The sequence below is a fragment of the Paraburkholderia sp. BL27I4N3 genome, assembly GCF_003386115.1.
Taxonomy (GTDB): Bacteria; Pseudomonadota; Gammaproteobacteria; order Burkholderiales; family Burkholderiaceae; genus Paraburkholderia.
In genome coordinates this window covers 444,808-466,283 of sequence record NZ_QREJ01000002.1, presented here as the reverse complement: position 1 = coordinate 466,283, position 21,476 = coordinate 444,808, and the positions used below count along the sequence as shown (strand labels likewise).

General features: G+C 57.6%; 21 protein-coding genes and 4 pseudogenes. 8 read left to right on the top strand and 17 right to left on the bottom strand.

Annotated features, from left to right (window positions below; all coding sequences use genetic code 11):
• Positions 1-234: 234 nt before the first annotated feature.
• Positions 235-753 carry an NAD(P)-binding domain-containing protein gene (locus B0G71_RS39445; RefSeq protein WP_116149838.1) on the bottom strand — a complete coding sequence of 173 codons (519 nt, stop codon included), beginning with the start codon at positions 751-753 and terminating at the stop codon, positions 235-237.
• 358 nt (positions 754-1,111) lie between these two features.
• Between B0G71_RS39445 and ssuE the strand changes: the two genes are divergently transcribed.
• From ssuE to B0G71_RS42400, 5 genes and pseudogenes are all read left to right on the top strand, one after another.
• Entirely contained in the window at positions 1,112-1,747 is a 636-nt protein-coding gene (gene ssuE / locus B0G71_RS39440) for an NADPH-dependent FMN reductase (protein WP_116149837.1), read from the top strand.
• A 12-nt stretch (positions 1,748-1,759) separates the two neighbouring features.
• Positions 1,760-2,398 (top strand): annotated as a pseudogene (gene ribB / locus B0G71_RS39435) (3,4-dihydroxy-2-butanone-4-phosphate synthase); the annotation flags it as partial.
• Positions 2,399-2,544: 146 nt separating this feature from the next.
• A complete protein-coding gene (locus tag B0G71_RS39430; RefSeq protein WP_116149833.1) occupies positions 2,545-3,957 on the top strand; it encodes an FAD-binding oxidoreductase in 1,413 nt (470 codons plus the stop codon).
• Positions 3,944-4,573, top strand: a pseudogene (locus B0G71_RS39425) (IS110 family transposase); the annotation flags it as partial. The gene B0G71_RS39430 and the pseudogene B0G71_RS39425, both read left to right, overlap by 14 nt.
• 533 nt (positions 4,574-5,106) lie before the next feature.
• Positions 5,107-5,415: pseudogene (locus B0G71_RS42400) on the top strand (transposase); the annotation flags it as partial.
• Between the two features lie 185 nt (positions 5,416-5,600).
• On the opposite strand, the pseudogene B0G71_RS39410 reads toward B0G71_RS42400, so the two are convergent.
• From B0G71_RS39410 to B0G71_RS39395, 4 genes and pseudogenes are all read right to left on the bottom strand, one after another.
• Positions 5,601-6,171 (bottom strand): annotated as a pseudogene (locus B0G71_RS39410) (IS110 family transposase); the annotation flags it as partial.
• 275 nt (positions 6,172-6,446) lie between these two features.
• Positions 6,447-7,214 (bottom strand): hypothetical protein, encoded by a 768-nt coding sequence (locus tag B0G71_RS39405; protein ID WP_116149828.1) that lies wholly within the window; start codon positions 7,212-7,214, stop codon positions 6,447-6,449.
• 26 nt (positions 7,215-7,240) lie between these two features.
• A complete protein-coding gene (nirD, locus tag B0G71_RS39400) occupies positions 7,241-7,558 on the bottom strand; it encodes a nitrite reductase small subunit NirD (RefSeq protein WP_116149826.1) in 318 nt (105 codons plus the stop codon).
• Between the two features lie 62 nt (positions 7,559-7,620).
• Positions 7,621-7,854 carry a hypothetical protein gene (locus B0G71_RS39395; protein WP_116149825.1) on the bottom strand — a complete coding sequence of 78 codons (234 nt, stop codon included), beginning with the start codon at positions 7,852-7,854 and terminating at the stop codon, positions 7,621-7,623.
• 147 nt (positions 7,855-8,001) lie between these two features.
• On the opposite strand from B0G71_RS39395, the gene B0G71_RS39390 reads away from it, so the two are divergent.
• Both B0G71_RS39390 and B0G71_RS39380 read left to right on the top strand, forming a co-directional pair.
• Entirely contained in the window at positions 8,002-8,925 is a 924-nt protein-coding gene (locus tag B0G71_RS39390) for a LysR family transcriptional regulator (protein ID WP_116149823.1), read from the top strand.
• Positions 8,926-9,705: 780 nt separating this feature from the next.
• Positions 9,706-9,918, top strand: a complete 213-nt coding sequence (locus B0G71_RS39380; protein ID WP_106286359.1) for a hypothetical protein — start codon at positions 9,706-9,708, stop codon at positions 9,916-9,918.
• Positions 9,919-10,110: 192 nt separating this feature from the next.
• Here B0G71_RS39380 and B0G71_RS39375 read toward each other — a convergent pair whose 3' ends face one another.
• The 3 genes from B0G71_RS39375 to istA are packed head-to-tail and all read right to left on the bottom strand — an operon-like array spanning position 10,111 to position 12,582.
• A complete protein-coding gene (locus B0G71_RS39375; RefSeq protein ID WP_116138983.1) occupies positions 10,111-10,329 on the bottom strand; it encodes a hypothetical protein in 219 nt (72 codons plus the stop codon).
• On the bottom strand, positions 10,326-11,093 hold the full coding sequence (gene istB, locus B0G71_RS39370; RefSeq protein WP_116138981.1) for an IS21-like element helper ATPase IstB: 768 nt from the start codon (positions 11,091-11,093) through the stop codon (positions 10,326-10,328). Before istB ends, B0G71_RS39375 begins: the two co-directional genes overlap by 4 nt.
• Positions 11,080-12,582 (bottom strand): IS21 family transposase, encoded by a 1,503-nt coding sequence (istA, locus tag B0G71_RS39365; RefSeq protein ID WP_116138979.1) that lies wholly within the window; start codon positions 12,580-12,582, stop codon positions 11,080-11,082. The genes istB and istA overlap by 14 nt, the downstream gene beginning before the upstream one ends.
• Positions 12,583-12,794: 212 nt before the next feature.
• Between istA and B0G71_RS39360 the strand changes: the two genes are divergently transcribed.
• Positions 12,795-13,142 (top strand): hypothetical protein, encoded by a 348-nt coding sequence (locus B0G71_RS39360; RefSeq protein ID WP_116138977.1) that lies wholly within the window; start codon positions 12,795-12,797, stop codon positions 13,140-13,142.
• 544 nt (positions 13,143-13,686) lie between these two features.
• Here the strand turns inward: B0G71_RS39360 and B0G71_RS42390 are convergent.
• From B0G71_RS42390 to B0G71_RS39320, 9 genes are all read right to left on the bottom strand, one after another.
• Positions 13,687-13,818, bottom strand: a complete 132-nt coding sequence (locus B0G71_RS42390; RefSeq protein ID WP_258875847.1) for a hypothetical protein — start codon at positions 13,816-13,818, stop codon at positions 13,687-13,689.
• A 95-nt stretch (positions 13,819-13,913) separates the two neighbouring features.
• Positions 13,914-14,318, bottom strand: coding sequence for a PaaI family thioesterase (locus B0G71_RS39355; protein ID WP_116149820.1), 405 nt, complete (start codon positions 14,316-14,318; stop codon positions 13,914-13,916).
• A gap of 155 nt (positions 14,319-14,473) precedes the next feature.
• Positions 14,474-14,950: a MaoC/PaaZ C-terminal domain-containing protein gene (locus B0G71_RS39350; protein WP_116149819.1), complete on the bottom strand. Its 477-nt coding sequence runs from the start codon at positions 14,948-14,950 to the stop codon at positions 14,474-14,476.
• Between the two features lie 42 nt (positions 14,951-14,992).
• A complete protein-coding gene (locus B0G71_RS39345) occupies positions 14,993-16,459 on the bottom strand; it encodes an amidase (protein WP_220377362.1) in 1,467 nt (488 codons plus the stop codon).
• A gap of 20 nt (positions 16,460-16,479) precedes the next feature.
• On the bottom strand, positions 16,480-17,316 hold the full coding sequence (locus B0G71_RS39340; RefSeq protein ID WP_116149817.1) for a polysaccharide deacetylase: 837 nt from the start codon (positions 17,314-17,316) through the stop codon (positions 16,480-16,482).
• 33 nt (positions 17,317-17,349) lie between these two features.
• Positions 17,350-18,525, bottom strand: coding sequence for an acyl-CoA dehydrogenase family protein (locus tag B0G71_RS39335; RefSeq protein ID WP_116149816.1), 1,176 nt, complete (start codon positions 18,523-18,525; stop codon positions 17,350-17,352).
• A gap of 74 nt (positions 18,526-18,599) precedes the next feature.
• Positions 18,600-19,418, bottom strand: coding sequence for a citryl-CoA lyase (locus B0G71_RS39330; RefSeq protein WP_116149814.1), 819 nt, complete (start codon positions 19,416-19,418; stop codon positions 18,600-18,602).
• Between the two features lies 1 nt (position 19,419).
• Positions 19,420-19,860, bottom strand: a complete 441-nt coding sequence (locus B0G71_RS39325; RefSeq protein ID WP_116149813.1) for a thioesterase family protein — start codon at positions 19,858-19,860, stop codon at positions 19,420-19,422.
• A gap of 58 nt (positions 19,861-19,918) precedes the next feature.
• A complete protein-coding gene (locus tag B0G71_RS39320; protein ID WP_116149811.1) occupies positions 19,919-21,286 on the bottom strand; it encodes an aspartate aminotransferase family protein in 1,368 nt (455 codons plus the stop codon).
• Positions 21,287-21,476: the final 190 nt, after the last annotated feature.

The following is a 21,476-nucleotide window of genomic DNA, read 5'->3' as shown; positions in this document are numbered from 1 at the left end:
CATTGTTACACGTCGAATGCGTGGCGATTGACAGTCGTCCGAACGAGGTTGTGTCGCGCCTGCAATCGCATGGTAATCAGTAGAGTGGCGGTGCCAGCTCGGACGAACCGATTCCCCGCCCGAGCCGGCACTGTTAGGCTATCGTTTGAAATGCGCGGAAGCTGATGGTTCTACCGTAGCCGGATTTTCCGCCGGGCTGTGACACCAGCATCCTCAGGATTTCACCGTAAAGGGCTAGCCGCAAGGCACCACCATTAACGAACTCGAATCCCATTTCCTCAACAAGCGGCTGGACAGCAGTTTTGGCATCATCGCTGTCCGAAAATACGAAAATACTTGTCTTTCCGACGGTTCCGGATCCCTCACGACGACGTCATATAAGGAACTGAACGCCCCCACCACTCGGACGCCTGATAGTAAATCGCCGAGCTGCTGAGCAGAACTCTTGTTGCCATCAAAGCCCACATTCTCGTCTACCGTGACCGAGATCACTACGCAGGTGAAATCTTTCAGCAGCGCGGCGACCTGCTCGATGGCCAAAGCCGGAATTGCCACGAACGCGAAGTCGCTCTGGGTGATATCGGCTTCGGCCGCCTGTCGAACACCCAGGCGTTGCGACAATGCGGTGGCAGAGGCGTATCCAAATTTCGAACCGCGGACGAAAACGTCGTGCGATGTGCGCTTTACCAGCGCTTCCGTGATCGCGCTGCCCATGGAACCCGTCCCAACTAATGCGATGCGATTTCTCGGCATGTTCTGTGTCCTTTGTATTTCTTCTGTCGATTCATCGCTACGCTATTGCTTTTCGCATGATTCCATTGATGCTATTCCAGACAAGCATCGAGTCCAACAATGTGGAAGTCAATGTAAATAATGTCCTGGAAAAATACGAGGTGATCTGATAATCAGGTTTAGTTCGTGCGAAACCAATCACCTCGTGTCCAGTTTTCGCTGAACTCGGCCTAAAGACAATGTTTACGTTGTGGCGCCAATTGTTCGCCATTAGCCTAAGGATGTAGGCCGGGTAATTGGTGATCACCGTTGCGGACATTTACCCCCGGCAAGCTTTGGCGAGTGTCGTTGATGACCAGCCATCAGAAAGGGAAATATCATGAAAACTCGATCAGTAGTGGCCGTCTCGGCCAGCCCGTCCTCGTCGTCGAAAACCGCTTTCCTGGTGGATCATGTGCTTGACCATATCGCAAGTCCTTCGTTGTGCGTTCGCCATGACCGATTGCGTGATATTTCACCTCAGACCTTGTTGACGGGTGACTTGTCTGACGTAGTGCTTGCCGACATCGTACAAGCCATTGATCAGGCAGATGGCATCATCATCGCAACACCAATCTTCAAAGCATCGTTCACCGGATTGCTAAAAGTGTTTCTCGACGTGCTGCCGCAATTCGGTCTTGCAGGGAAGGCGGTGTTGTGCCTGGGTACTGGCGGCAGCCCGGCGCATGTATTGTCACTCGACTATGGCTTGCGTCCGGTATTGCAGTCAATGGCGGCGCGCCACGTGGTGCAAAGCCATTTCATAGTCGAGAAGGACCTGATTCGGGATGAGCGAGGCTTCAGCATCGCCGAATCAGCTGCTGGTCCTCTCTGGGAAGCTGTCCACCATTTCGAGCAGGTCTTGCGTGTCGATGAGGAATCGCGTTGGCTCGGACATCCGCGGCCACCTGGTGGCCCGCTATATTCCGTCGAGAAATATAAAACGGAAAGCAGACACGAAACCCCAATTGACTGAGGAATTTCACAGATGAACGTCTATCAACAGAGCGAGAGTCAAGGCCTGCTTGCCACGACTGAAGAGCTGATTGAAGAAGCACGGCATGGTCGTATGTTTGTCTTGGTCGATGATGAAGATCGCGAGAACGAAGGGGACCTGGTCATTCCGGCACAGTTCGCCAGCGCGGAGGCCATTGCTTTCATGGCACGACAGGCCTGCGGCTTGATCTGTCTCGCGCTGCAGCGGGCCCGAGCCGCGCAGCTAGGCCTGACGCCGATGCCGCAGCGCAACGGCAGTCAGTTCGGGACTGCGTTCACCGTGTCCATCGAGGCGCGCCAGGGTGTCACTACCGGTATATCCGCAGCCGATCGCGCGCGCACGGTGCAGGTCGCGATTGACCCATCGCTCGGCGGCGAGCATTTGACCACGCCAGGTCATATGTTTCCCCTCGTGGCTAGGGATGGCGGCGTGCTCGTTCGTCCGGGGCACACTGAGGCCGCTGTCGATTTTGCGCGTCTGGCCGGCTTGCTGCCGGCCGGCGTTATCTGCGAGATCATGAACGAAGACGGCACAATGGCAAGAATGCCGGATCTGCTGGTATTCGCGCGCAAGCACAAGCTGAAGGTCGGCACTATTGCCGACCTCATCGCATACCGCAGGTCTCACGAGAGGAATCATCAAGTTTCCGGCGAATTTATCGAAAGCTTCGAAAGCCTCGAATGTGCCGAACTATATTAATTAAGATCCAATGCGGGAATGCTAATCTTATGAGAACGGAATCCGGCATCGTTTCACCGTCTGCGAGCAACGCATCGATGAGCGAATTATTGGCGGCGTTGCGCGCGCGACTAGGCGCTTCCGGTGTGCTCGATGGTGCCGATGCGCAGCCGTATGAGATCGACTGGCGGCGTCTATATCCAGGACACAGTCTTGCCGTGCTGCGGCCCGCCAATACCGAGGAAGTGGCGGCGGCGGTGCAGTTATGCGCCGCGCATGGCGTATCAATAGTGCCGCAGGGCGGTAATACCGGAATGGTCGGTGGGGGCGTGCCCGATGACAGCGGCGCCCAGATAGTCCTTTCCCTGGCACGCATGAATCGTGTACGCGATATCGACACCCTAAATTTCAGTATTGTCGTGGACGCCGGCGTTACGCTGCAGGCGGCGCGTGAAGCAGTCGCCAAGGTGGATTGCGCGTTGCCGCTAATGATCGGATCTCAGGGTACCGCGCAGATAGGCGGAGTTTTGTCGACCAATGCTGGCGGCAATAACACGATAAAATATGGTAACGCGCGCAGCCTCGTGATGGGGCTGGAGGTGGTTCTGGCCGACGGCCGGGTTTGGCACGGTTTGCGCCGGTTACGCAAGGACAACACCGGCTATTGTCTGTCCCAGCTTTTTGTGGGTGCGGAGGGCACGCTGGGCATCATAACAGGCGCTTGTCTGAGATTGGTGCCACGCCTTCAAACGGTGGAGGTCGGTCTCGTGTCGGTCGAATCGCCGCAATCGGCGCTCGAACTGCTGGAGCGCTTTCAGCGTGCCAACGGTGACGCCCTGCAGGCCTATGAATACATCTGCGGCGATGGACTGGAGTTGGTACTGTCGCTGATCCCGGGCACTCAGCGTGCTTTGAGATCGGCCGCGGATCATTATGTGCTGATCGAACTAGGTACCAGTCAGCCCGAGTCACCCTTGCGGGAAACGCTTGAAACGGTGTTGGGTCAGGCGATCGAGGACGGCCTGGTATTTGATGCGGCGATTGCCGAAAGTGAAGGGCAGCAGGCGGCGTTGTGGCGTCTGCGCGAAGAACAGTCAGAGGCGCAGGCGCGTGCTGGCGCATCCGTCAAGAATGATATCTCCGTGTCGGTTTCGGCCACACCGCAATTGATCTCCGAAGCGACGCAAGTATGCGAGGCTCTAATGCCGGGCATAAGGGTACTGCCCTTCGGTCATCTGGGTGACGGCAACATCCATTTCAATCTGGTCGCCCCGGAAGGCATGGACGGTCCGACGTTCCTGGCACATAGCGACGAGCTGATGCATGCCGTGAACGATGTAACCCGGCGCCTCGATGGCAGCTTCTCTGCCGAACATGGTATCGGCCGCTTGAAGGTCGACATGTTGGCCGACTGGCGTGGCGGAGTGGAGCTCGACCTGATGCACAGGATCAAGAAGGCGCTGGATCCGCAGGGATTGCTTAATCCCGGCAAGATCCTTGAAAACGAATAAAAACGATGTGACTGATGCTGAGGCCATCTGCGAAGCGGTTGGCCGACCAAACATGCGTTTCGTGCCGATCAAGAACATCGAGCAACAGGCCGTGCTAGCGTTGCATCGCGTCCGTCAAGGATTTGTAAAAGCGCGGACGGCGCAAGCCAACCAGATCCGTGGACTGCTGGCAGAATTCGGGCTTGTAATTCCGCAGGGCATCGCCCACATCGCCAAACGCGTGCCGGATCTTATTGAGGATGCGAGCAATGAGTTGCCGGGTTCGTTCCGTCTGCTTGTGCAACGTCTATTGGAGCAGTTGAAGGAGTTCGATCGCCAGGTCCATGAGATTGAGAGTCAAATTATCGTCTGGCATCGCACGAACGATGGCAGCCGCAAGCTGGCCAGAGTTCCCGGCATAGGGCCGATCATAGCCAGTCCGATGGTGGCTTCTATTGGCGATGCAAAGAGTTTCAAAAATGGCCGACAGGTAGGTGCGTGGATCGGGTTAGTGCCCAAGCAAAACTCCACTGGCGGCAAGACGGTGCTATTGGGGATGAGTAAGCGAGGGGATTCATATCTTCGAACGCTACTGATCCAGGGCGCACGCTCGGTGATCTACGCGGCGCAGCGAAAGGAAACTCCCGCAACTGTTGCTAGTTTCAGTTGAAGCCGTTAGGCGGCGTTGAACGAGATCGACAGGCTGGCGAAAACAGACGCACCGAGGTCGGGGACGAAGCAGTTTTACGTTGTCGCCGATGTGTTGCAGGTGGGTGAGGACGAACGGGATCACGGCGCGCTGCGCCGTGAGATGAAGCATGGGCCCCGACTGCCCGATCAGTTACCGCAATAGTGCCGTAGGTTGATCATCGTATAGGCCATGGTCTTGAATGCGTAGTGCAACTGACTGATTCGATCAAAGCGAAGGAGCAGGCGACGGAATTTGTCTTCCCAGGCGAACACGCGCTCGATCGTACGAAACCGCTCTTTAAAAATGCCCAGATCGAAGAGCGGCTTGCGATCTTGCTTCGTGCGTTTCCTGCCACGCGGGTTCGGATTGATATTGGGCACCATCCCACGGTTGAAAATCGCCTTGCGGTTGGCGCGACAATCGTACACTCCGTCCAGGCTGACCACGGTATCATGCAGATCCAGCCTTGCTTCACGGGCAATCTGCTGGACGCAGCGGTGGCGCCTGCCATAGAACTCGCGGCGCTGTACCACCGGCGCTGGAAAATAGAAGAGATGTTTGACGAGATCAAGACACATCTGTGCGACGGCAAGAAGGTGCTGCGCAGCAAGACGCCTGATCTGGTCCGTCAGGAGTTCTATGCGTTAATGCTTACCCACGCGGCGATCCGTCGACTGATGTGCGAGGCGGCGCAGGACAGCGGGCAGCGACCTGAAGACTTATCCTTTGTCCATGCCGTGCGTGTACTGAACCGACGCCTGCCCGAGGCGGCGGCCGTTCCCCCCTGAGCAGTGGCAAAGTTGGAGGCTCAGCTTACTGCGGGAAATCGCCAGTGGGCGTGCCGTGCAAAGCCGCGGCAAGCGTAATCCCCGCGGCGTGAAGCGAAAGATGTCGAATTTTCGGATCCGGCGACGATGGGAGCCACTGAATCAGCGAATAGCACCCAAAGTGGTTATCAAGTGAACAGTATTGGGTCTAGCCCTGTCAGGCCACTCCACTGTTCCCGTAACGTATCGATCAGCATGGCAGGCAAACGGTCCGACAGCTTGGCCAAAATACCCGGTATAGCCTTGTCCAGGGCCTCGCGGCCCTTGCCCATCACTTCGCCGTACTCGGTCAGCAGGCCTCGCAGACTATTGATCTGCATCGTACGGAACTTCACCAGTTGCTGCCGCATCCGGTGCAGTGCCAGCACGGCCTGTTGCGCTTCGGTCTTGACCGCGACCGGCTTGCTGGGTATCTGCGTGGCCATCCAGATCGCTCGCACATCCGCTGGATCGCTCTTGTTGCCGATATTGAACGCCTTGACGAACTTCGGCGGCATCAGCTTCACCAGGTGACCCATCTTCGTCCAGTTGCCGTGCCCAATGCTGCGCACCGCCGCACGCTTCCATACCGATTACGCAGGGCGCACGATTCGCGAAGTATTCCAGAAATTTGTCGCGCTTCACTGCCTTGTTGACAACTTCACCTGTGTACGGGTCGACCCAGTGCACCTGAAACACGCTTTTGGCGATGTCAACTCCTATGGCTGTATGGTTCATGATGGACCTCCTCCGGTTGGATCTGAAGACCTCAATGATCTCCCATTCCGACCGTATTGATTCGGTCAGTCCGCGAGTATGCGGGTCTGTTCATCGCTTCCACCTCGCGCGGAGTGGGAGGCGTCCATTCCATTTCACGTGAGGTAAAGGGCTGGCCCTTCCACCCACTGTCGATGGCCGGATTCCGTCTTTACCCGATAGTAGGTCGGCTCTTCCTACTCGCGCTTCTGCGGTAGCAGTCACGGCGCCCTTTCCATCTCACGCCGAGACTGCCTTTACAGGCACTTGAGAGCCACTTCCGGAGACACAAGCCGATAAGACTCAGTGATCAAGCCGTTTTCTTTGAGCGCCGTACGACGAGTTTCCGCTTCGGTGCGTGTTCGATCTGAAACGTTGGCATTGAGTTCGTTCTGTCGAGGCATGAAGTCGGGGTCGCCCTCTTTGACGGGAACCGCCAACTTACCAAGTTGCACAATGCTTTGCTCGGACATCTGTGCCGGATTGATAACACGCTGAACGTCGCGTTCGCTACGACGATTGTTGCTCCTAATCGTGAAGTCCGGATTACTAACACGGCCTGTCGAGCTATACATTATCGCCGTGACAAGTCTATCCAATGCGCAATCTTCCTCTTTCCTTCGGTGCGCAATATCGCGTTGGGGGCGTTCTGGCATTGCTAGCCGAGTGATTCCGCGATCATTAATGGCACCGAGAACGTCCCGATGATCGTTCGCCACTCGGACTTCTCTTCGCGGTGGCCAAAAGTCGAAGTTGCCGTGGCCTCCCCACCAATCGCCGACCTGTATAGCAAAAATCTCTGGATAGATTTTTCGCTCCGTCCTTCGGATCGGCTTGACATCGTAGAAACACATACAAGCCATCTGGATAAGATGCGTCGCGCCAATCCCTGCAAGCGGTTCGTATATCAGGAGGCCCAACCGATCGTGCGCGTTCCAATCTTGGAACACATCCCACATGGTTGCGGGTTGCCCTGAGAACTCGACCTCATAGAAGTCGGAGCTCAATGCGTCGATTACGTGCATAACATTTCCTCTAGATCAGGGAAGGTTCAATTCGGTATCAGGCACTGCACGTCCTCACCCTCGACGCGCACTGGATACGTCTTCAGACCACACTCTGCTGGGCCTTCGATGAGTGCACCGGTTTCAATGTCGAATCGGGCTCCATGCAAGGGGCACTCTATTTCCTTGCCTCCCAGCCACCCGTCGGACAGCAAGGCATAGGCGTGAGGACAAACGTTCTCTGTCGCGAAGTAGCGATCCTCGACTAGAAAGATCGCTATCATTCTGTCACCTGTTTCAGCTGCAAAGACGGTATCCGGCTTCAATTTTGAGACGTCGCAGACTTTGATCCACGCTTCATCCATGTCAAAACTCTCCTACGTTAGGATCTGCTCTGAGAGCATCTTTGCTTCGATGGCATCGCTGTTCATGCTGGGACTTCTCCGTGCAACCGGCCGGCTGCTGAAGCGAATTGCGCCTCAGATTTGTACGCCGCGACGTCCTCGGCGACGTGGGCATCGAGCCCGAGGAGCTGGGGGATGTGTGCCATCAGTTTATGCGCGTTGATAGGCGCGCCGGCCATGTCCGCTAGTGCACCGTCCAACGTCGAGGCCCACTGCTCAGCCGGCAGCGCAAGAACCTGTTGATCAATATGGCTCACGCCAATACTCCAATTGGGTCAATCCCATGTTAATGGATGTCAAGACTCAACCTTCGTCCGTCGGGGGAAGTCTAAGCTGTCACCCTTGATTGATGAATCAGATTTTTTCTATAAACTGATTCAGTTTCCCGATCAATCAATCTGAATATGCATATCAATCTTTCGATGCGCGACATTGAGACGGTACTTGTGTTGGGCAGAACGCTCAATTTCCGGCAATCGGCGGACCAGTTGCACCTGTCGCAGTCCGCTCTTTCCACGCAGATCAGGCGCATCGAAGACGATCTGGGCGTAAAGCTGTTCGATCGGACGACGCGCACCGTACGATTGACAGTCGCTGGCGAGGTTTTTCTGCGGCAGGCGGTGGTATTGCGGAATGTGTTTCGCGACGCACTCGACGCGATCGCCGGAGCCGCCAGCGGAGCCCGGGGCAGAGTTGCCGTCGCGGCACTTCCTTCGTTGGCCGCAACGCTGTTGCCACCCGTGCTTATGAAGTATCACCTGGCACATCCGGAGGTGGAGCTGAAGGTCTACGACACACTTTCGGGCGCCGCTTTCGATCTGGTGCGTTCCGGCGAAGTGGATTTCGCCCTGACTGCGGCGGACCCGCAGCAAGCCGACTTGCAGTACGACCCGATGATGTCCGACCGCTTTGTGTTGCTGATTCCGATCGATCATCGATTGGCGCGCGCTAAGGGGCCGATCCGATGGGCAGACACGATCGACTACCCGCACGTTTCCATGACCCATCCGAGTAGCGTTCGCCAGTACTCTGAGTGGGCCTTCCTCCAGAACAAGATCCGGTTTCAGCCATTGTTCGAGGCTGAGCACCTTTCCACCATCGCAGCCATGGTGGAATGCGGTTTCGGCGTTGCTGCGTTGCCGCAAATTGCTGCGGCCATCGTCGGACACCGGCGCATCGTAAAGCGCCTGCTGACGGCACCACTGACGAAACGCTCGATTGGTTTGGTGACGGCACGCAGTCGGACACTTTCTCCAACTGCGGCTGCGTTGCTTGCCACTCTTCAGGATTACCTCAGTCCTAAGGGCGGAATTGTGTCGGATCGCTAGCGTGGCGAGTTAGCTAGTAGGTTGGCGGAGACTGTCCGTACACCACTCTTGACCATATCTCCCTCGGCTGCCTTGGATCAAACAAACGCACCTTGCTTCATTGCCGTCTGTTGCATGCTGACTCTCCCCAAAAAAGCACATCTGCCGCTCCAAAATTCTAGGTCAGTTCGATGGAAGTAGAAAACATAGAAATTTTTGTGGCGCTGAAACTCGCGAGGCATGGATTCGTGTTTCACAACCGCTTGTTGGGTCTCCGGGTACAAGCTAGTTGAGACCGATCGTACAAAAATATCCCGTTATCCCGTTATCGCTGAGATTCGTGCAGATATTTTGTCTCATAAATCAGTGTTTTCCCCGACTCCCAACGGACTTGAATCTAGGTCAAGCAACTACTATTATTAGGTCAATAAAGCGTATTTAACAGGTCAAGAACCAGCAAGTACGCCCTCGGGTTGGCGGTGGCTACGGGACTGAAGGTGAGGAGGCAGGCAATGAGCAGCAACGCGATTTCTTTGCGCAACGTAATCGAGAAATGGCTGGCGCCGACGCCGGCCTCGCCGATTCGACTGACCAGGGTACGTCACGCAATACCGGGACCTCTGCGATGCGTACGTGCGGAGGCACTTCTGGCGTCAGGTCCCCTGGCAATCCTCTTTTTCCAGCATGGTGACGGATCGTGGTGCGTGTTTCCTCCGGAGTCGCACCGACCGACGTTAGGAGTTCTCCGCGGGCCGAATGAGAGGAGCCCGGCATAGTCTTCAGAATTGAAGGTGCAATGTGATGGATATCGAACGGATTGCCAGTGATTCGGGCATGCAGGTTGTGCTGGATGGTCGTATCGGGCGCGAAGAGTATAAGAGTGTGTACGGATCTCTCCAGGCCCTTCAGCGCTTTGCCGATAGCATTCGCCAGTTTGTGGCGAGCGAAACGGGGTGCGCTCAAGAATCAGATCTCCGGCTAAGACCGCAGCCTGGTCGATTTGACAGCGCGTAGGGGGCAATCGTGCCTTGGCGACGCATTTGTTGTGCGCGCCACACATAGGAGCCCGTCGGGTGAGTGCGATTTTAGTCCAGCGGCGCGACGTGTTAGCGGCGGTGTAAAAGCGCCATTAGATGGCGGCGCAAAGTTGAGTAGAAGCGTCAACAACAGAGGCGGTTATGGGCCGCTGTTGTTGGGTGATGGTCATCAGAATGGATCGTCGATGTCACGAGGGTGAGGATTGTCGGGAGGCGCGCGTTGTTCGTGCAGCAGGTCATTGAGCGGAATCTGATAGTGCGCGGCGATACGCTCGCGTAGATCGTCGATGAGTTCCACGACGGCGAGCGCCTGATCTGCGGACCAGTTGTCTGGGATCAGGAAGTCCAGCCCGTGAGTGATGCCCGAAGGCAGGTGAAGGCGCTTCATGATTTCTTCTTCTCCATACGTGCTGCGCTGCGTTTCTTTGCGCGCTGCTCCGCCCGTTCACGCGCCTCCTTCACCCGGTAGGACTCGCCTTCGATCGCGACGACTTCGGCGCGATGCACCAGCCGGTCAACCAGCGAGACGACGCAGGCGGCGTTCGGAAACACCTCCGACCATTCTGCGAACGGCCGGTTTGTGGTGACCACGGTGCTCGCTGCGCCATACCGGCGGCTGATCAGCTCGAACAGCAGGTCGGCGTGGCGATTCGAGTAGGACAGGTATCCGACCTCGTCAATTACGAGCACGTCAGGCGTGGCGTACCGGTGCAGCCGCCGGCGTAACGCTGAGTCACTGTCAAGCGCGGCGAGCTCGCCGAGCATCTGGCCAGCAGTTGTGAACAGCGCCGTGTGCCCGTTGACGAGCGCCTGGTAGGCGAGGTTCAGCGCCAGGGTCGACTTGCCCACGCCGTTCGGGCCGATCAGTACGACGTTGGCGGTGTCTCTGACGAACTCGAGCGACATCAGTTCTTCGACGGCGGCCCGGTCGCAGCGCGTGGGCCAGGTCCAGTCAAAGTCGCACAGCGGTTTGAAGCTGCCCAGATGGGCGTCCCGGATGCGTCGCTCAAGCGAACGGCGGGCACGCTCGTCTTCTTCCCACTGCAACAGCGGCGCAACCCAGCCGGCGTCAGTGAGTTCCGGCCAATGCGCCAGCAGCCCGTACAGGCGCAGGGCGTTCGCGCGTTCCTGCAGGTTCTCAGGCGAGCTCATCAGTACCTCCCGTTATCTGGTCGTAGATGTCGAGCCGGTGCGGGGTCACCAGCGTGTCCTTGCTACGCACGTGCTCGGGCAGGTTCACCGTCACTGGCGGCGGTACCTGACGCGACTCGCGCCGACGCTCCAGCGCCAGACGCACCGGATTCTGGTGAGGCGCGGCATCGCTGGCGAGCGTTTCCTCGATCGCTGCCTGCAGTTCGGCTGCACCATAACGGTCGAGCAGCCGCAGCAGGTGGGCGGTGATATTACCCAGATTGGCGCCGCGTTCAGCCGCGCGCAGCATGAGTGTGTGACTGGCCGGCGCTGCGCGGGCGAGATGGTCGAGGCCGCGATGGTGACGGGCTTCGCGTTTGCGTGCAACGAGGGCGTCGATGTGTGCGGGAATCTCGATTTGCGCGCCGCGATCGTAACTGCGCACATGAGTTGCAAGCAGATCGGCGCCGTCGAGAATGCGCACCTGCCGGGGATCAGCCCGGACCGTAAGTACGCGCCGCACGTGGGTATGCGGGATCGTGTAGTCGTTCAGATCGAAGCGCACATACGGCTGCTTGCCGACCTTCACGGCCAGTTGCAGTTCGCAGGGGTACGGATTCTCCGGCAACGCAAGCAGGCTGGGCTGCTCGCGGGCGAAGGCTTCGCGCACCGTGATCGTGGGTTCTTCCCGGCAGGGACGATCCGCCGCCATGCCCGCGCACCATTGCGCGGCCTGGATGTTCAGATCGTCGAGATCGGTGAACTTGCGCGCGGCAAAGAAATTCTCGCGTACATACCTGATAGCTCTTTCGACGCGTCCCTTCTCGTTTCCTCTGGCCACTGCCACGGGACGCGGCTCGAAGCGATGATGAGCGGCGAACGCGAGAAGCGTGGGGTTGAAGCGGATCGCATCACCCTGACGCTCGAGCACAGCGCTCCTGAGATTGTCGTAGAGGAGGATTCGTGGCAATCCGGACCACGCCGCGAACGCGCCGGCGTGGCCCGCCAGGAAGCTGTCCATGCGGGCATCGAGGAAGAAGCGCAGATAGATCTGCCGAGACCATGACAGCACCATGACGAAGGCCATGAGTGGCCGGCGCGCGCGCCCGATCTGCAGGTGATCGAAATGGGCCCAGTCAACCTGGCCCTGCTCTCCAGGCAAGGTGCGCAGCCGCAGATAAGCCTCTGGTGCAGGACGCGGACGGTGTACCGCGATCAGGTGCCGGAAATGATGAGGGTTGCCACGGTAGCCGCGCTCGGTGACCATCGCATACAGCCGGCTGGCCGTGAGCGACGGAAACCTCTTGAGCGTGTCATGGATAAACGGCAGGTAGGCATCGATCTGCGAAGGTCTGAGCATCCCGCCGATGCGGGGCAGACCGGCCTGCGCCAGCACGCGCTGGACCGTGCCACGGTGCACGTGCAACTGCCGTGCGATGGTGCCGCAGCGCCACTTCTCGACGTGGTAGTAGCGCAGGATCTGCGCCTCAAGTTCAACTCCAATGGTCATGGGTCACTTCCTGTGCAGTAGGTAGTAGTACGAACATCACGGAAGACCCGACGGCGTAGTGGCCCCAGGCGCACGAAGCCCGGGCAGACGCAGTGGCAGAAATGGCACTGCTCAGGCACAGCTGGGGCGGTGGCGGATACCGCCGCTGTTGCCGCCGACGTCGTCGAAGTCGGTGCCAGTAGAGCATCGGCGGCAGGCGCAGAGGAACCCTGATGCGTCACTTTATTCCGGCGGCTGCGATAGCGGCGCATCCGTTCGGCATGCGCGAAGCGGCCGTGACGACTGCGCTGATAGCGCTGGCCGGCCACGCGCATGCTGGCCTGACGTGCGACCTCCGAACAGTCGCCGTCGCAATAGATCTGGCCGCGGTCGCAACGGCGGCAAACGATGACCTGCGCCCGGCAGCGGGCGCACACAAACAGGCGGCCGGTGGCCGGCATCGGCAATCCCCGTCAATGCCGAAACGCTATCGACGGGACTGGTGGACCGTGCCATACTGGGCCGGCACCCGTGCCCATGCGCGTGTGGGGCTCGACATCGGAGTGAACTTGGCGGTTTGAGCCGGTGTCGGGCCTGTTTCTTCGGCGGTATTCCTTCTTCTACCGCATCTTGACCTGAGCGTCACCACTTCCTGAAATGAACCGCGTCGGGTGCGTCTGCACTCGCCCTACGGGCTCCTTCCGACGCACCGGGTAGCGCCTCTCGCTCTCCGCGCAAACCATTCCCAAACCGTTTAGCAGAGCATGACCATTCCGCATCTCTGATTGACGCCGCCGTTTAGTGTCGGATTCTCACAGCCGTTCACACGACGTGCGGGATCAGGCTGTCGTCGATGTCTCGCTGTTGCTGCAAGGCGGCGATCGCCTGTTCCAGATAAACCGATGACGGGTGTGCCTGCGGGCGTTGATCCGATCCGTAGCATTTGGAGTGAATCCTACCTTCCGGCGATCGCGGGCGGAGACACTCATTAGCGGGTCAGTGTAAAGCGAGCAAGCGAATCCATGGCCGCGAGAGCGGTTCGCTTTCAAATTCGAGCCCGACTGCGGTGACTGATCGTGCCCAGTCCAATCGCGAAACTGGTTAGCATTCACCTCCCCCCTGCCTTCAGAGCCAAGTCAGACAGTGATGTGTCCGGTTGCAGGCAGGCATCTTGTCCGCGCGGTCGAAGCTTCCCTTGTCGCTGTCACCAAAGCGTGTCACGCGCAAGGCCAAAAAGGTCTGGGCATCCTCGCTCATGGATTGCCTCCCCAAGTTGGGTTGCGGTCGCGTTCGTCGACCTTCTCAATTGCAGAAGCTACGTGGTCGGAAACTCGCGCTTATGCTGTACCGGCCTATAGAACGGCCTGGACGATGAGTGCTTGCGCCAGGAGTGTGTCGGTGTACGTCGCAGTGACATTCACAAACTTCAAAGTGTTGCTATTTTTCATTACCGTGGCGTAAAAATGCACGTCGTCGCCTTGCTTGCTACCGTTCATCATCGAGTAGTGTGCATCGAACGTACTTGCCTTTCTGCTTGCAGGTAAAAGGCTTAATGATGCGGCAAATGCGGCCATGTCCATGAAGGTAGTCAGGAAGGTGGAATGAGTGCGGCCATAGGCATTGACCGTCAGTTCGCCGACTCGTGCCTCGATCCAGGCCTCACCACCGGCGGCCCGCACGCTCTGAAGTCCCAGCGCGATATGCAACGGGTGCTGGCGAATCGCTTCCATCAGCGGATGCTCGGGGTCAATAGTCATCGTTCGGGGAACTCGTTCAAGCCGTCAAGAACAATCTCGAAGGATTCTATATATTTTCAGCTGGGTTTTTCACGGCGCGGTTTTCAAGTCCCGGCGGATGAATCACGCCGGGTTGTTTTTTGATTGGCATCGTGAGATGCCTTCCATTCGGGACGTCAGGCGAACTCGGCCGGAATACGACTGAACATGATTACCCACTGACCATGCTGAACGATTTCATCCTTCTGGTTGAGCACCTCCAGGTCGAACGTTACGATACCCCGGTCCGGCTTCTTGGTTTCGCGCTTGGAGGCCACGACTTCCCGCACGCGTATGGTGTCGCCGATGAACACCACATTTTTCATGTTCCACGTCATGCCCAGCATCACCAGGCTCGTGCCTTCCTTGAAGCCAAGCCCGATCTCGAGTCCCGATGCCATCGCGAAAACGCCGGGTCCGTGCATCAGGCGCTGACCGAACGGTGAGTTCCTGGCATATTCTGCGTTGGTGTGCATCGGGTGGGTGTCCCAGGAGAACGAGGTGAAATTCACCAAATCCGTCTCGGTGACGGTGCGGGACTTGGTTTCCCAAGTATCGCCGACGTTGAGTTCTTCATAATATTTGCCTGGCGGACGATTGGTGGATTGTGTCATGGTGCGTTTCTCTAAGGTTGGACGAGCGTATCGCGTATATCTTCACGCCGCAAATGCGGGCGGCGCAGTGAAGGCTTGGTATTGGGTTTCGAGCAAGCGGGCGAACTCAATGGTAGTGTGGTCGTCATACTGGGCTCCGATGATCTGCACTCCCACGGGCAGGCCCGAATTACCCACGCCGATGGGGGCTACCGTAGCGGGCAAATAAGCCAGCGTGGCCATGCTGGCCCAGAACATCTGGTGGATCGATTGCACCGGCTCGCCATTGATTGTGATTCGGCGTTCGTGGCGGGGTAGAGAATGATCATGCGTGACAGCCGTAGTGGACGCGGCCGGACAGACGAGCACATCAAAGTCTTGAAAGAAGGCAGCCCATTTCATGCGGATACGATGACGTAGCTCGTTGAGTAGCAACCAGTCGCGATGTCCCATCGCGGCCGCTTCCCGTGCGAGCCACCAATAGTCGTCGGTGTCGGCGAATCTGGTGCCGACCTCCTCACGAAAACGCAGCACCTCGGCGGACGTGTGATTGCGGGACGTGGTCGAGCGGAGCAGCCTTACATACAGGCGGTACATTTCGTCGCGGTCGAAATTAGGCCAGGCGTTCTCCGTGACCTGCACGCCGCTGTCGCGTAGGAAATCAGCCAGTTTTTGAAGTTGCTGCGCCACTTCGGTATCGACCGGTGCGTTGGGTGCGTCGAACAAGAACGCTACACGGAAGGCACTGAGTTCGGTCTTTCGCGGCGCAGGCAGATCAAGACGCCACCCCCTGTTTGCAATGTCCGCTGGACCACTGATTACACCTAATACGAGCGCGAGGTCGCTCGCGCTACGCGCCAGCGGACCAATGACGCCCATGTCCGGCTCGGAAACCACATCCGGCAGCGCATGGCCCGACTGGGAGACAATGCCGAACGTCGGCTTGTGCCCGTACACGCCACAATAGTGTGCCGGGTTGCGAATCGAGGCACCTATGTCGGTGCCCAATTCGAGTCCCGTAAGCCCCGCTGCAATAGCCGCTGCGGCTCCGCCAGAAGACCCGCCAGGCGAGCGAGCGACGTCCCACGGGTTGTTTGTCGTGCCGTAAACAGGGTTGAATGTTTGCCAGTCGGCCAACAATACCGGTACGTTGGTTTTGCCGAATATGACCGCGCCAGCTTCTTTCAGGCGACGTACGGCGACGGCATCGTCAGTCGGGATTGAATGGGCGAATTTTTCAAGTCCCCATGTCGTGGGAGTACCCGCCAGGCGGAACGATTCCTTGACGGTCATCGGCACGCCGTGTAGCGGCCCCATGATGCCACCACGCTGACGCGCGCGGTCCGCTGCGTCAGCTTCGGCGCGTGCCTCGTCCAATCGGAGGGTGACCACAGCATTCAGGGAGGCGTTGTGGCTGTCCAAGCGCCCAATGAAATGTTCGAGCGCTTCCCGGCTACTCAGGAAACCGTTGCGGATCGCATTGGCAATATTGGCTGCGCTGCCAAACGGCAGCAGAGATGATGACGACACGTTGAAGTTCCCGTTTTGGATTAGGCCATCGGCATTGACTGGTTGTAGCGTTCGGCCGTCTCGCTCATGCGCGAGAACTGTACCCCGGGGATTGCCTTCATGCGCTGGATCAGGCGTTCTAGCATGACGATACGCGGGCCGCGTCCGATCACTTCCGGGTGCATGGTCAGCGTGAAGGTGCCACCCTCGACATGTTTTGCGCAATAGTCGAACTCGGCCCACCAGATTGCGCCAACTTCCTCGGCCGAGCGTAATCCATTCAGCGGCGGTTTGCCCATAAACTGGAAATAAACAAAATCGTCCAACTCCCAAGCGACCGGGAACTCCACTAGGCTCGAGTTCGGGCCGAATACGACCCGACCGTCCGATTGCACCTCATCGTTTATGCGTGGTCTATAGAGGCGATAATCGTCTGCCATTAGACTGCTGTCATAGAGGTAGCCACGTTCGGCCAAGATCGAGAGTGTGTTGACGCTCAAGTCCCACGCTGGCGAACGGTAACCAATCGGCTTTACCTTCGCGACTTGTTTCAGAGCCTCTTCGGCGGCGATAAAATCGTTCAGCTCTTGCTCCCGGCTCATGCCAACCGGTGAGGCATGAAGAAAGCTGTGTGCGGCTATTTCATGCCCTTCTGCAGCGATGGCCCTCACCGCTTCCGGGAAGGTCAGCGCTGTGTGGCCGGGCACGAAGAAAGTAGCTGGTACTTGCAGCCTGTGCAGGAGGTCCAGTACACGCGGGACACCGACGCGCGCACCGAACTCTCCACGCGAAATCGGCGTAGGCGATGTCTGTTTGAACGACGTAATCCAGCTTGACAGGGCATCAAGATCAAAACTCAAATGGACTGTCGTCTTCATGGGAATTCCCATATTTTGATTGCGGGCCGGTGTTCAAGCGGGGCTGTTTTCAACCAGTTTTCGGGCAATCAGAATCTGCAGAATCTCGTTCGAACCTTCTCCCAGGATCAATACCGGTACTTCGCGGAAAAAGCGTTCGACCATGAATTCGGGCGAATAGCCGAAACCACCATGAATGCGCATCGAGTCGATAGTGACCTCCATGGCCATTTCGGTCGCGAACAGTTTGGCCATCGCCATGTCCAGGTCGGCGCGTTCGCCGTTGTCCATCTTGCGTGCGCCTTGCAGAGTCAAGGCCTTGGCCGCTTCGATCTTGGTGGCCATCTGCGCGAGTTTGAGTTGAATGGCCTGGTGTTGACAAATGGGCTGGCCGAAGGTCTTGCGTTGCTGTGAATAGGCAAGCGCCCGTTTCAGACCGCCTAACGCAATCCCGATGGCCGAAGAGGACACCGACAGGCGGCCGGAATCGAGGCCACCCATGGTGTATTTGAAACCAACTCCCAGGCCAGCATCGCCGCCGAGAACTGAACTGGCGGGAATGCGCATATCGTCAAAGAAAATCTCGGACGACTCCATGCCTTTATAACCGAGTTTTTTTTGATTGCGTATTTCGAGTCCTGGCAGGTGAGTCGCGCCGGGTTGCTTTTCGATTAACATCGCAGTGATGCCTTTGTGACGCGGACTTTGCTCCGGGTCGGTAACAACCAGGGCCATGAGCAGACCGGCGTTCAGGGCGTGAGTCGCCCAAATCTTCTGTCCGTTGATGAGGTAGTCGTCGCCCTCCTTCCTGGCGCGGGTGGTGATGGCTTGGGCGTCGGACCCTGTGCCCGGCTCGGTGATGGAGAAGCAGGCCTTGAGTTCGCCCGCCGCCATGCTAGGCAGCAGACGATTCTTCTGTTCGGTGGTACCGAAGCGGAGAATCATCGATGCGACAGTGAATTGGGCAGTGAGGACGCCGGATAGCGTCATCCAGCCCTGGGACAACTCCATCAGCACGCGCGAGACGGTTTCATAGCCGGCGTCCAAGCCACCGTACTCTTCAGGAAGAGTCAGCGCAAACAGGCCGAGTTTTGCCATTTGATCGAACAAGGCTTGGGGGTAGGTGTCAGTCGACTCGAGTTCAGTGACAACCGGAAGCACATCCCGTTCGACAAACTTTCGTACCACGTCCAGAATCTGCTCGCGTTCGGCGTCGCGTGGAGTCGTCATGGGTAACCTCTTGGATATTTGACTGATGGGGCAAGCAGTCGGGAGGGACTGCGGCTCTCTTGGCGAGTGAATGGCTACCAGCCGACCGATTTTAGATCGGCCTCCAGATCGCGACGGGTACGCTCGTATGTGACGGTTTCATCCGGAATGGTACGAATACGGACTTTGCTATTCATTTCTTCTGTGATGTGGGCAATTACGCCAGGCAACGTCGCCATGACTGCGATACCGGTCATTTCGGCTGGGCTAAAGCCGAGTTGGGCAAATAGCGCCGCTGTCATTCCAACATCGTTAATCGGTAAATCCGGCTTGTTCACCGCGAGCTTGAATGCACGGTGGATCGCTTCGTACCAGTCGCAGGATTCGCCCCAGATGCCCTCTCTCATCGCAAGGTTCTTGAGTCGTTCCGAACGAGGGTCGACCCCTTTAAAGTTGGGATGTCCGAAACCGGGCACACGGGCTTTCCGTGCCCGAAGTTCAGCCACATAGGCCGTTGCGAACGTGTCCAAAGTCTGTCCGGAAGCCTTGTATTTAGCAACCCCTTCGATGATGAACTTGCCAGCGTCTTCAGGTGCTAGTGTGTACTCGCCCGCTGACAAGACTGCGGTGGCCAGACCCGCTTGCATGTTCGGATTTCCCGAGACGCAATAGCGGGCTGCTGCTGTGCCGGGCTTCTTGAGCCCATAGTCAATTGTTGAATTGAGCAAGGCATCGAGCATGCGTTCCTGATTCGGGGTCGGCAGCTTGCCACGAATCACCAGATAGCACGTTGTTGCAAAGGACACGCGGCCCATCAAGTCATTAACGTCGTAGCCACGAGCATGAACGGCGGTGGGCTCCACATCGCTGATTCCGGTATTCCAATAGGCATTCTTGATTTCTGCGCTATTCATGTTATCTATTACTTTCCAGATTGTTTGCGACAATATTCTCGAGTAATCGCTCCCGCACCGTCGGTGGCAGCGGCCTCGAGCGCCGGGTTGCGGGATCGAAGTTCACATAGACTGTTTCGGCGCCAAGCAGCTTTTCGTCGCCAGACGCGCGTGTAATATCAAATCCTAGTGTGAAGCTGCTGCTTCCAACCTTGACCGGATGTACGGCAATCTTGATCTCTTCTTCGAATCTCGCCGGGCTTTCGAATTCCAGCATGATGCTAACGATCGAAGGATCGCAACCCTCAGCCAGCAATGGCTTGTAGTCCCAGCCAAGGTGGCGAAAGTATTCGGTCATGGCCACGTCGAGGTACTCGAGATAGCGCGCGTGATAAACGATACCTTGCTGGTCAGTTTCATGGTACCGAACGCGCAGGCAATGCTGAAAGTTCGTGGTTTTCATTGGCGGGCCAATAGATTCATCGAAATGTTAAGCATGCCTGTCATACATCGAGCGGCATTCAGCGACGTGCCTTCAGAGCATCGTCGAGCGACAGCCGGAGATGATTGACCATGTCGTCCACCTGCGGCTTGGTGATAATCAACGGCGGGCAAAAGGCCAGCGCGTCAGCCATATTGCGCGAAATCACGCCGCGCTGCTGCAGGAAACCATTGACCAAGGCGCCGAGCTGGCCTGGCAGATCAGTGCCGCGCTTTTCCTCTTTGTTGACGACCAGTTCAACCGCCGCGATCAGGCCAACACCACGCACTTCGCCGACCAGAGGGTGACTGCTCAGTTCCCTCAGGCTCGTCTGCAAATGAGCTCCGACGTCGGCTGCATGCGCGACCAGATTGCGCTCGTCGATAATGTCCAAGGTCTCGTTGGCGACGGCTGCTGCCACCGGGTGGCCACCACCGGTGAAACCATGACCGAACACACCGATGCGACCGCTTTCTTCGGCGATCGGCCCGAAAACTCGGTCGTTGACTAGAAGTGCCGACATCGGCATGTAGCTGGAGGTGAGTTGCTTCGACAACTCAAGAATGTCCGGTTTGATGCCAAAGGTCTCACAGCCGAACATGCGGCCGGTGCGGCCGAAACCGCAGATCACCTCATCGGCGACCAGCAAGATTTCGTAGCGTTTCAGTACGTCCTGAATTTTCTCCCAATACGTGGCGGGCGGCACGACGACACCACCAGCTCCCATCACCGGTTCAGCGAAGAAGGCGGCGACAGTGTCGGGACCTTCGCGAAGTATCAGTGCTTCCAATTCGTCGGCGCAGCGTGTCGCGAACTGTTCTTCAGTCTCGCCAGGGAGGCCTTCGCGCCAGTAGTGCGGACACAAGGTGTGTCGCACGAATGGCAATGGCAGACCGAAGGATCGGTGATTGTTCGGAAGGCCGGTCAAACTGGCTGAAGCCATCGTGGTGCCGTGGTAGGCGCGTTGGCGGCTAATGATCTTCTTGCGCTGCGATTGGCCCAGTGCTTCGAAGTGGTACCAGATCATCTTGATGGCCGTGTCGTTGGCCTCGGACCCGGAATTCGCGAAGTACGCTTTGCTCATCGGCACGGGCGCCATTTTTACAAGGCGTTCGGCCAGTTCGATTTGCTGCGAGTGTGATTTGTGCGAGAAATTGTGGTAGTAGGGCAGCTTTTCCATCTGCCGACTTGCTGCTTGAACCAAGCGCTGCTCGCTAAAGCCCAGCGCCGTGCTCCACAGCCCGGCCATGCCCTCGATATAGCGCTTCCCTTCAGAATCGACGACGTAGATGCCATCACCGGACTCAATGATCAGCGGTCCTTGGGTCAGGTGTGACTGCAGATTGGTGTAACCGTGCAGGAGGTACGCGGCATCCTTTCCATGGGCACAATATGCTGTTTTTGTCACGTGATAGCCTCTATAACAATGTTTTTTAGTGATGATGCATCATGCATCGAACTGACGGGCCATGTCAAGCGCAGTCGTTCCACATGGTCTAGAAGGGTAGTGATGTTCGAGTTGTTCTCGCGCATGGTCCCGAAAGCATCCAGACGGATCGTTGCTGACCGTGAAGCCAACACTGGCAGACAATCTTGAG

Coding starts and splice junctions, on each gene's coding strand:
- B0G71_RS39445 (WP_116149838.1), bottom strand. CDS start 753: ATGCCGAGAAATCGCATCGCATTAGTTGGGACGGGTTCCATGGGCAGC.
- ssuE (WP_116149837.1), top strand. CDS start 1,112: ATGAAAACTCGATCAGTAGTGGCCGTCTCGGCCAGCCCGTCCTCGTCG.
- B0G71_RS39430 (WP_116149833.1), top strand. CDS start 2,545: ATGAGCGAATTATTGGCGGCGTTGCGCGCGCGACTAGGCGCTTCCGGT.
- B0G71_RS39405 (WP_116149828.1), bottom strand. CDS start 7,214: ATGCACGTAATCGACGCATTGAGCTCCGACTTCTATGAGGTCGAGTTC.
- nirD (WP_116149826.1), bottom strand. CDS start 7,558: ATGGATGAAGCGTGGATCAAAGTCTGCGACGTCTCAAAATTGAAGCCG.
- B0G71_RS39390 (WP_116149823.1), top strand. CDS start 8,002: ATGCATATCAATCTTTCGATGCGCGACATTGAGACGGTACTTGTGTTG.
- B0G71_RS39380 (WP_106286359.1), top strand. CDS start 9,706: ATGGATATCGAACGGATTGCCAGTGATTCGGGCATGCAGGTTGTGCTG.
- B0G71_RS39375 (WP_116138983.1), bottom strand. CDS start 10,329: ATGAAGCGCCTTCACCTGCCTTCGGGCATCACTCACGGGCTGGACTTC.
- istB (WP_116138981.1), bottom strand. CDS start 11,093: ATGAGCTCGCCTGAGAACCTGCAGGAACGCGCGAACGCCCTGCGCCTG.
- istA (WP_116138979.1), bottom strand. CDS start 12,582: ATGACCATTGGAGTTGAACTTGAGGCGCAGATCCTGCGCTACTACCAC.
- B0G71_RS39360 (WP_116138977.1), top strand. CDS start 12,795: ATGCGTCACTTTATTCCGGCGGCTGCGATAGCGGCGCATCCGTTCGGC.
- B0G71_RS42390 (WP_258875847.1), bottom strand. CDS start 13,818: ATGAGCGAGGATGCCCAGACCTTTTTGGCCTTGCGCGTGACACGCTTT.
- B0G71_RS39355 (WP_116149820.1), bottom strand. CDS start 14,318: ATGACTATTGACCCCGAGCATCCGCTGATGGAAGCGATTCGCCAGCAC.
- B0G71_RS39350 (WP_116149819.1), bottom strand. CDS start 14,950: ATGACACAATCCACCAATCGTCCGCCAGGCAAATATTATGAAGAACTC.
- B0G71_RS39340 (WP_116149817.1), bottom strand. CDS start 17,316: ATGAAGACGACAGTCCATTTGAGTTTTGATCTTGATGCCCTGTCAAGC.
- B0G71_RS39335 (WP_116149816.1), bottom strand. CDS start 18,525: ATGACGACTCCACGCGACGCCGAACGCGAGCAGATTCTGGACGTGGTA.
- B0G71_RS39330 (WP_116149814.1), bottom strand. CDS start 19,418: ATGAATAGCGCAGAAATCAAGAATGCCTATTGGAATACCGGAATCAGC.
- B0G71_RS39325 (WP_116149813.1), bottom strand. CDS start 19,860: ATGAAAACCACGAACTTTCAGCATTGCCTGCGCGTTCGGTACCATGAA.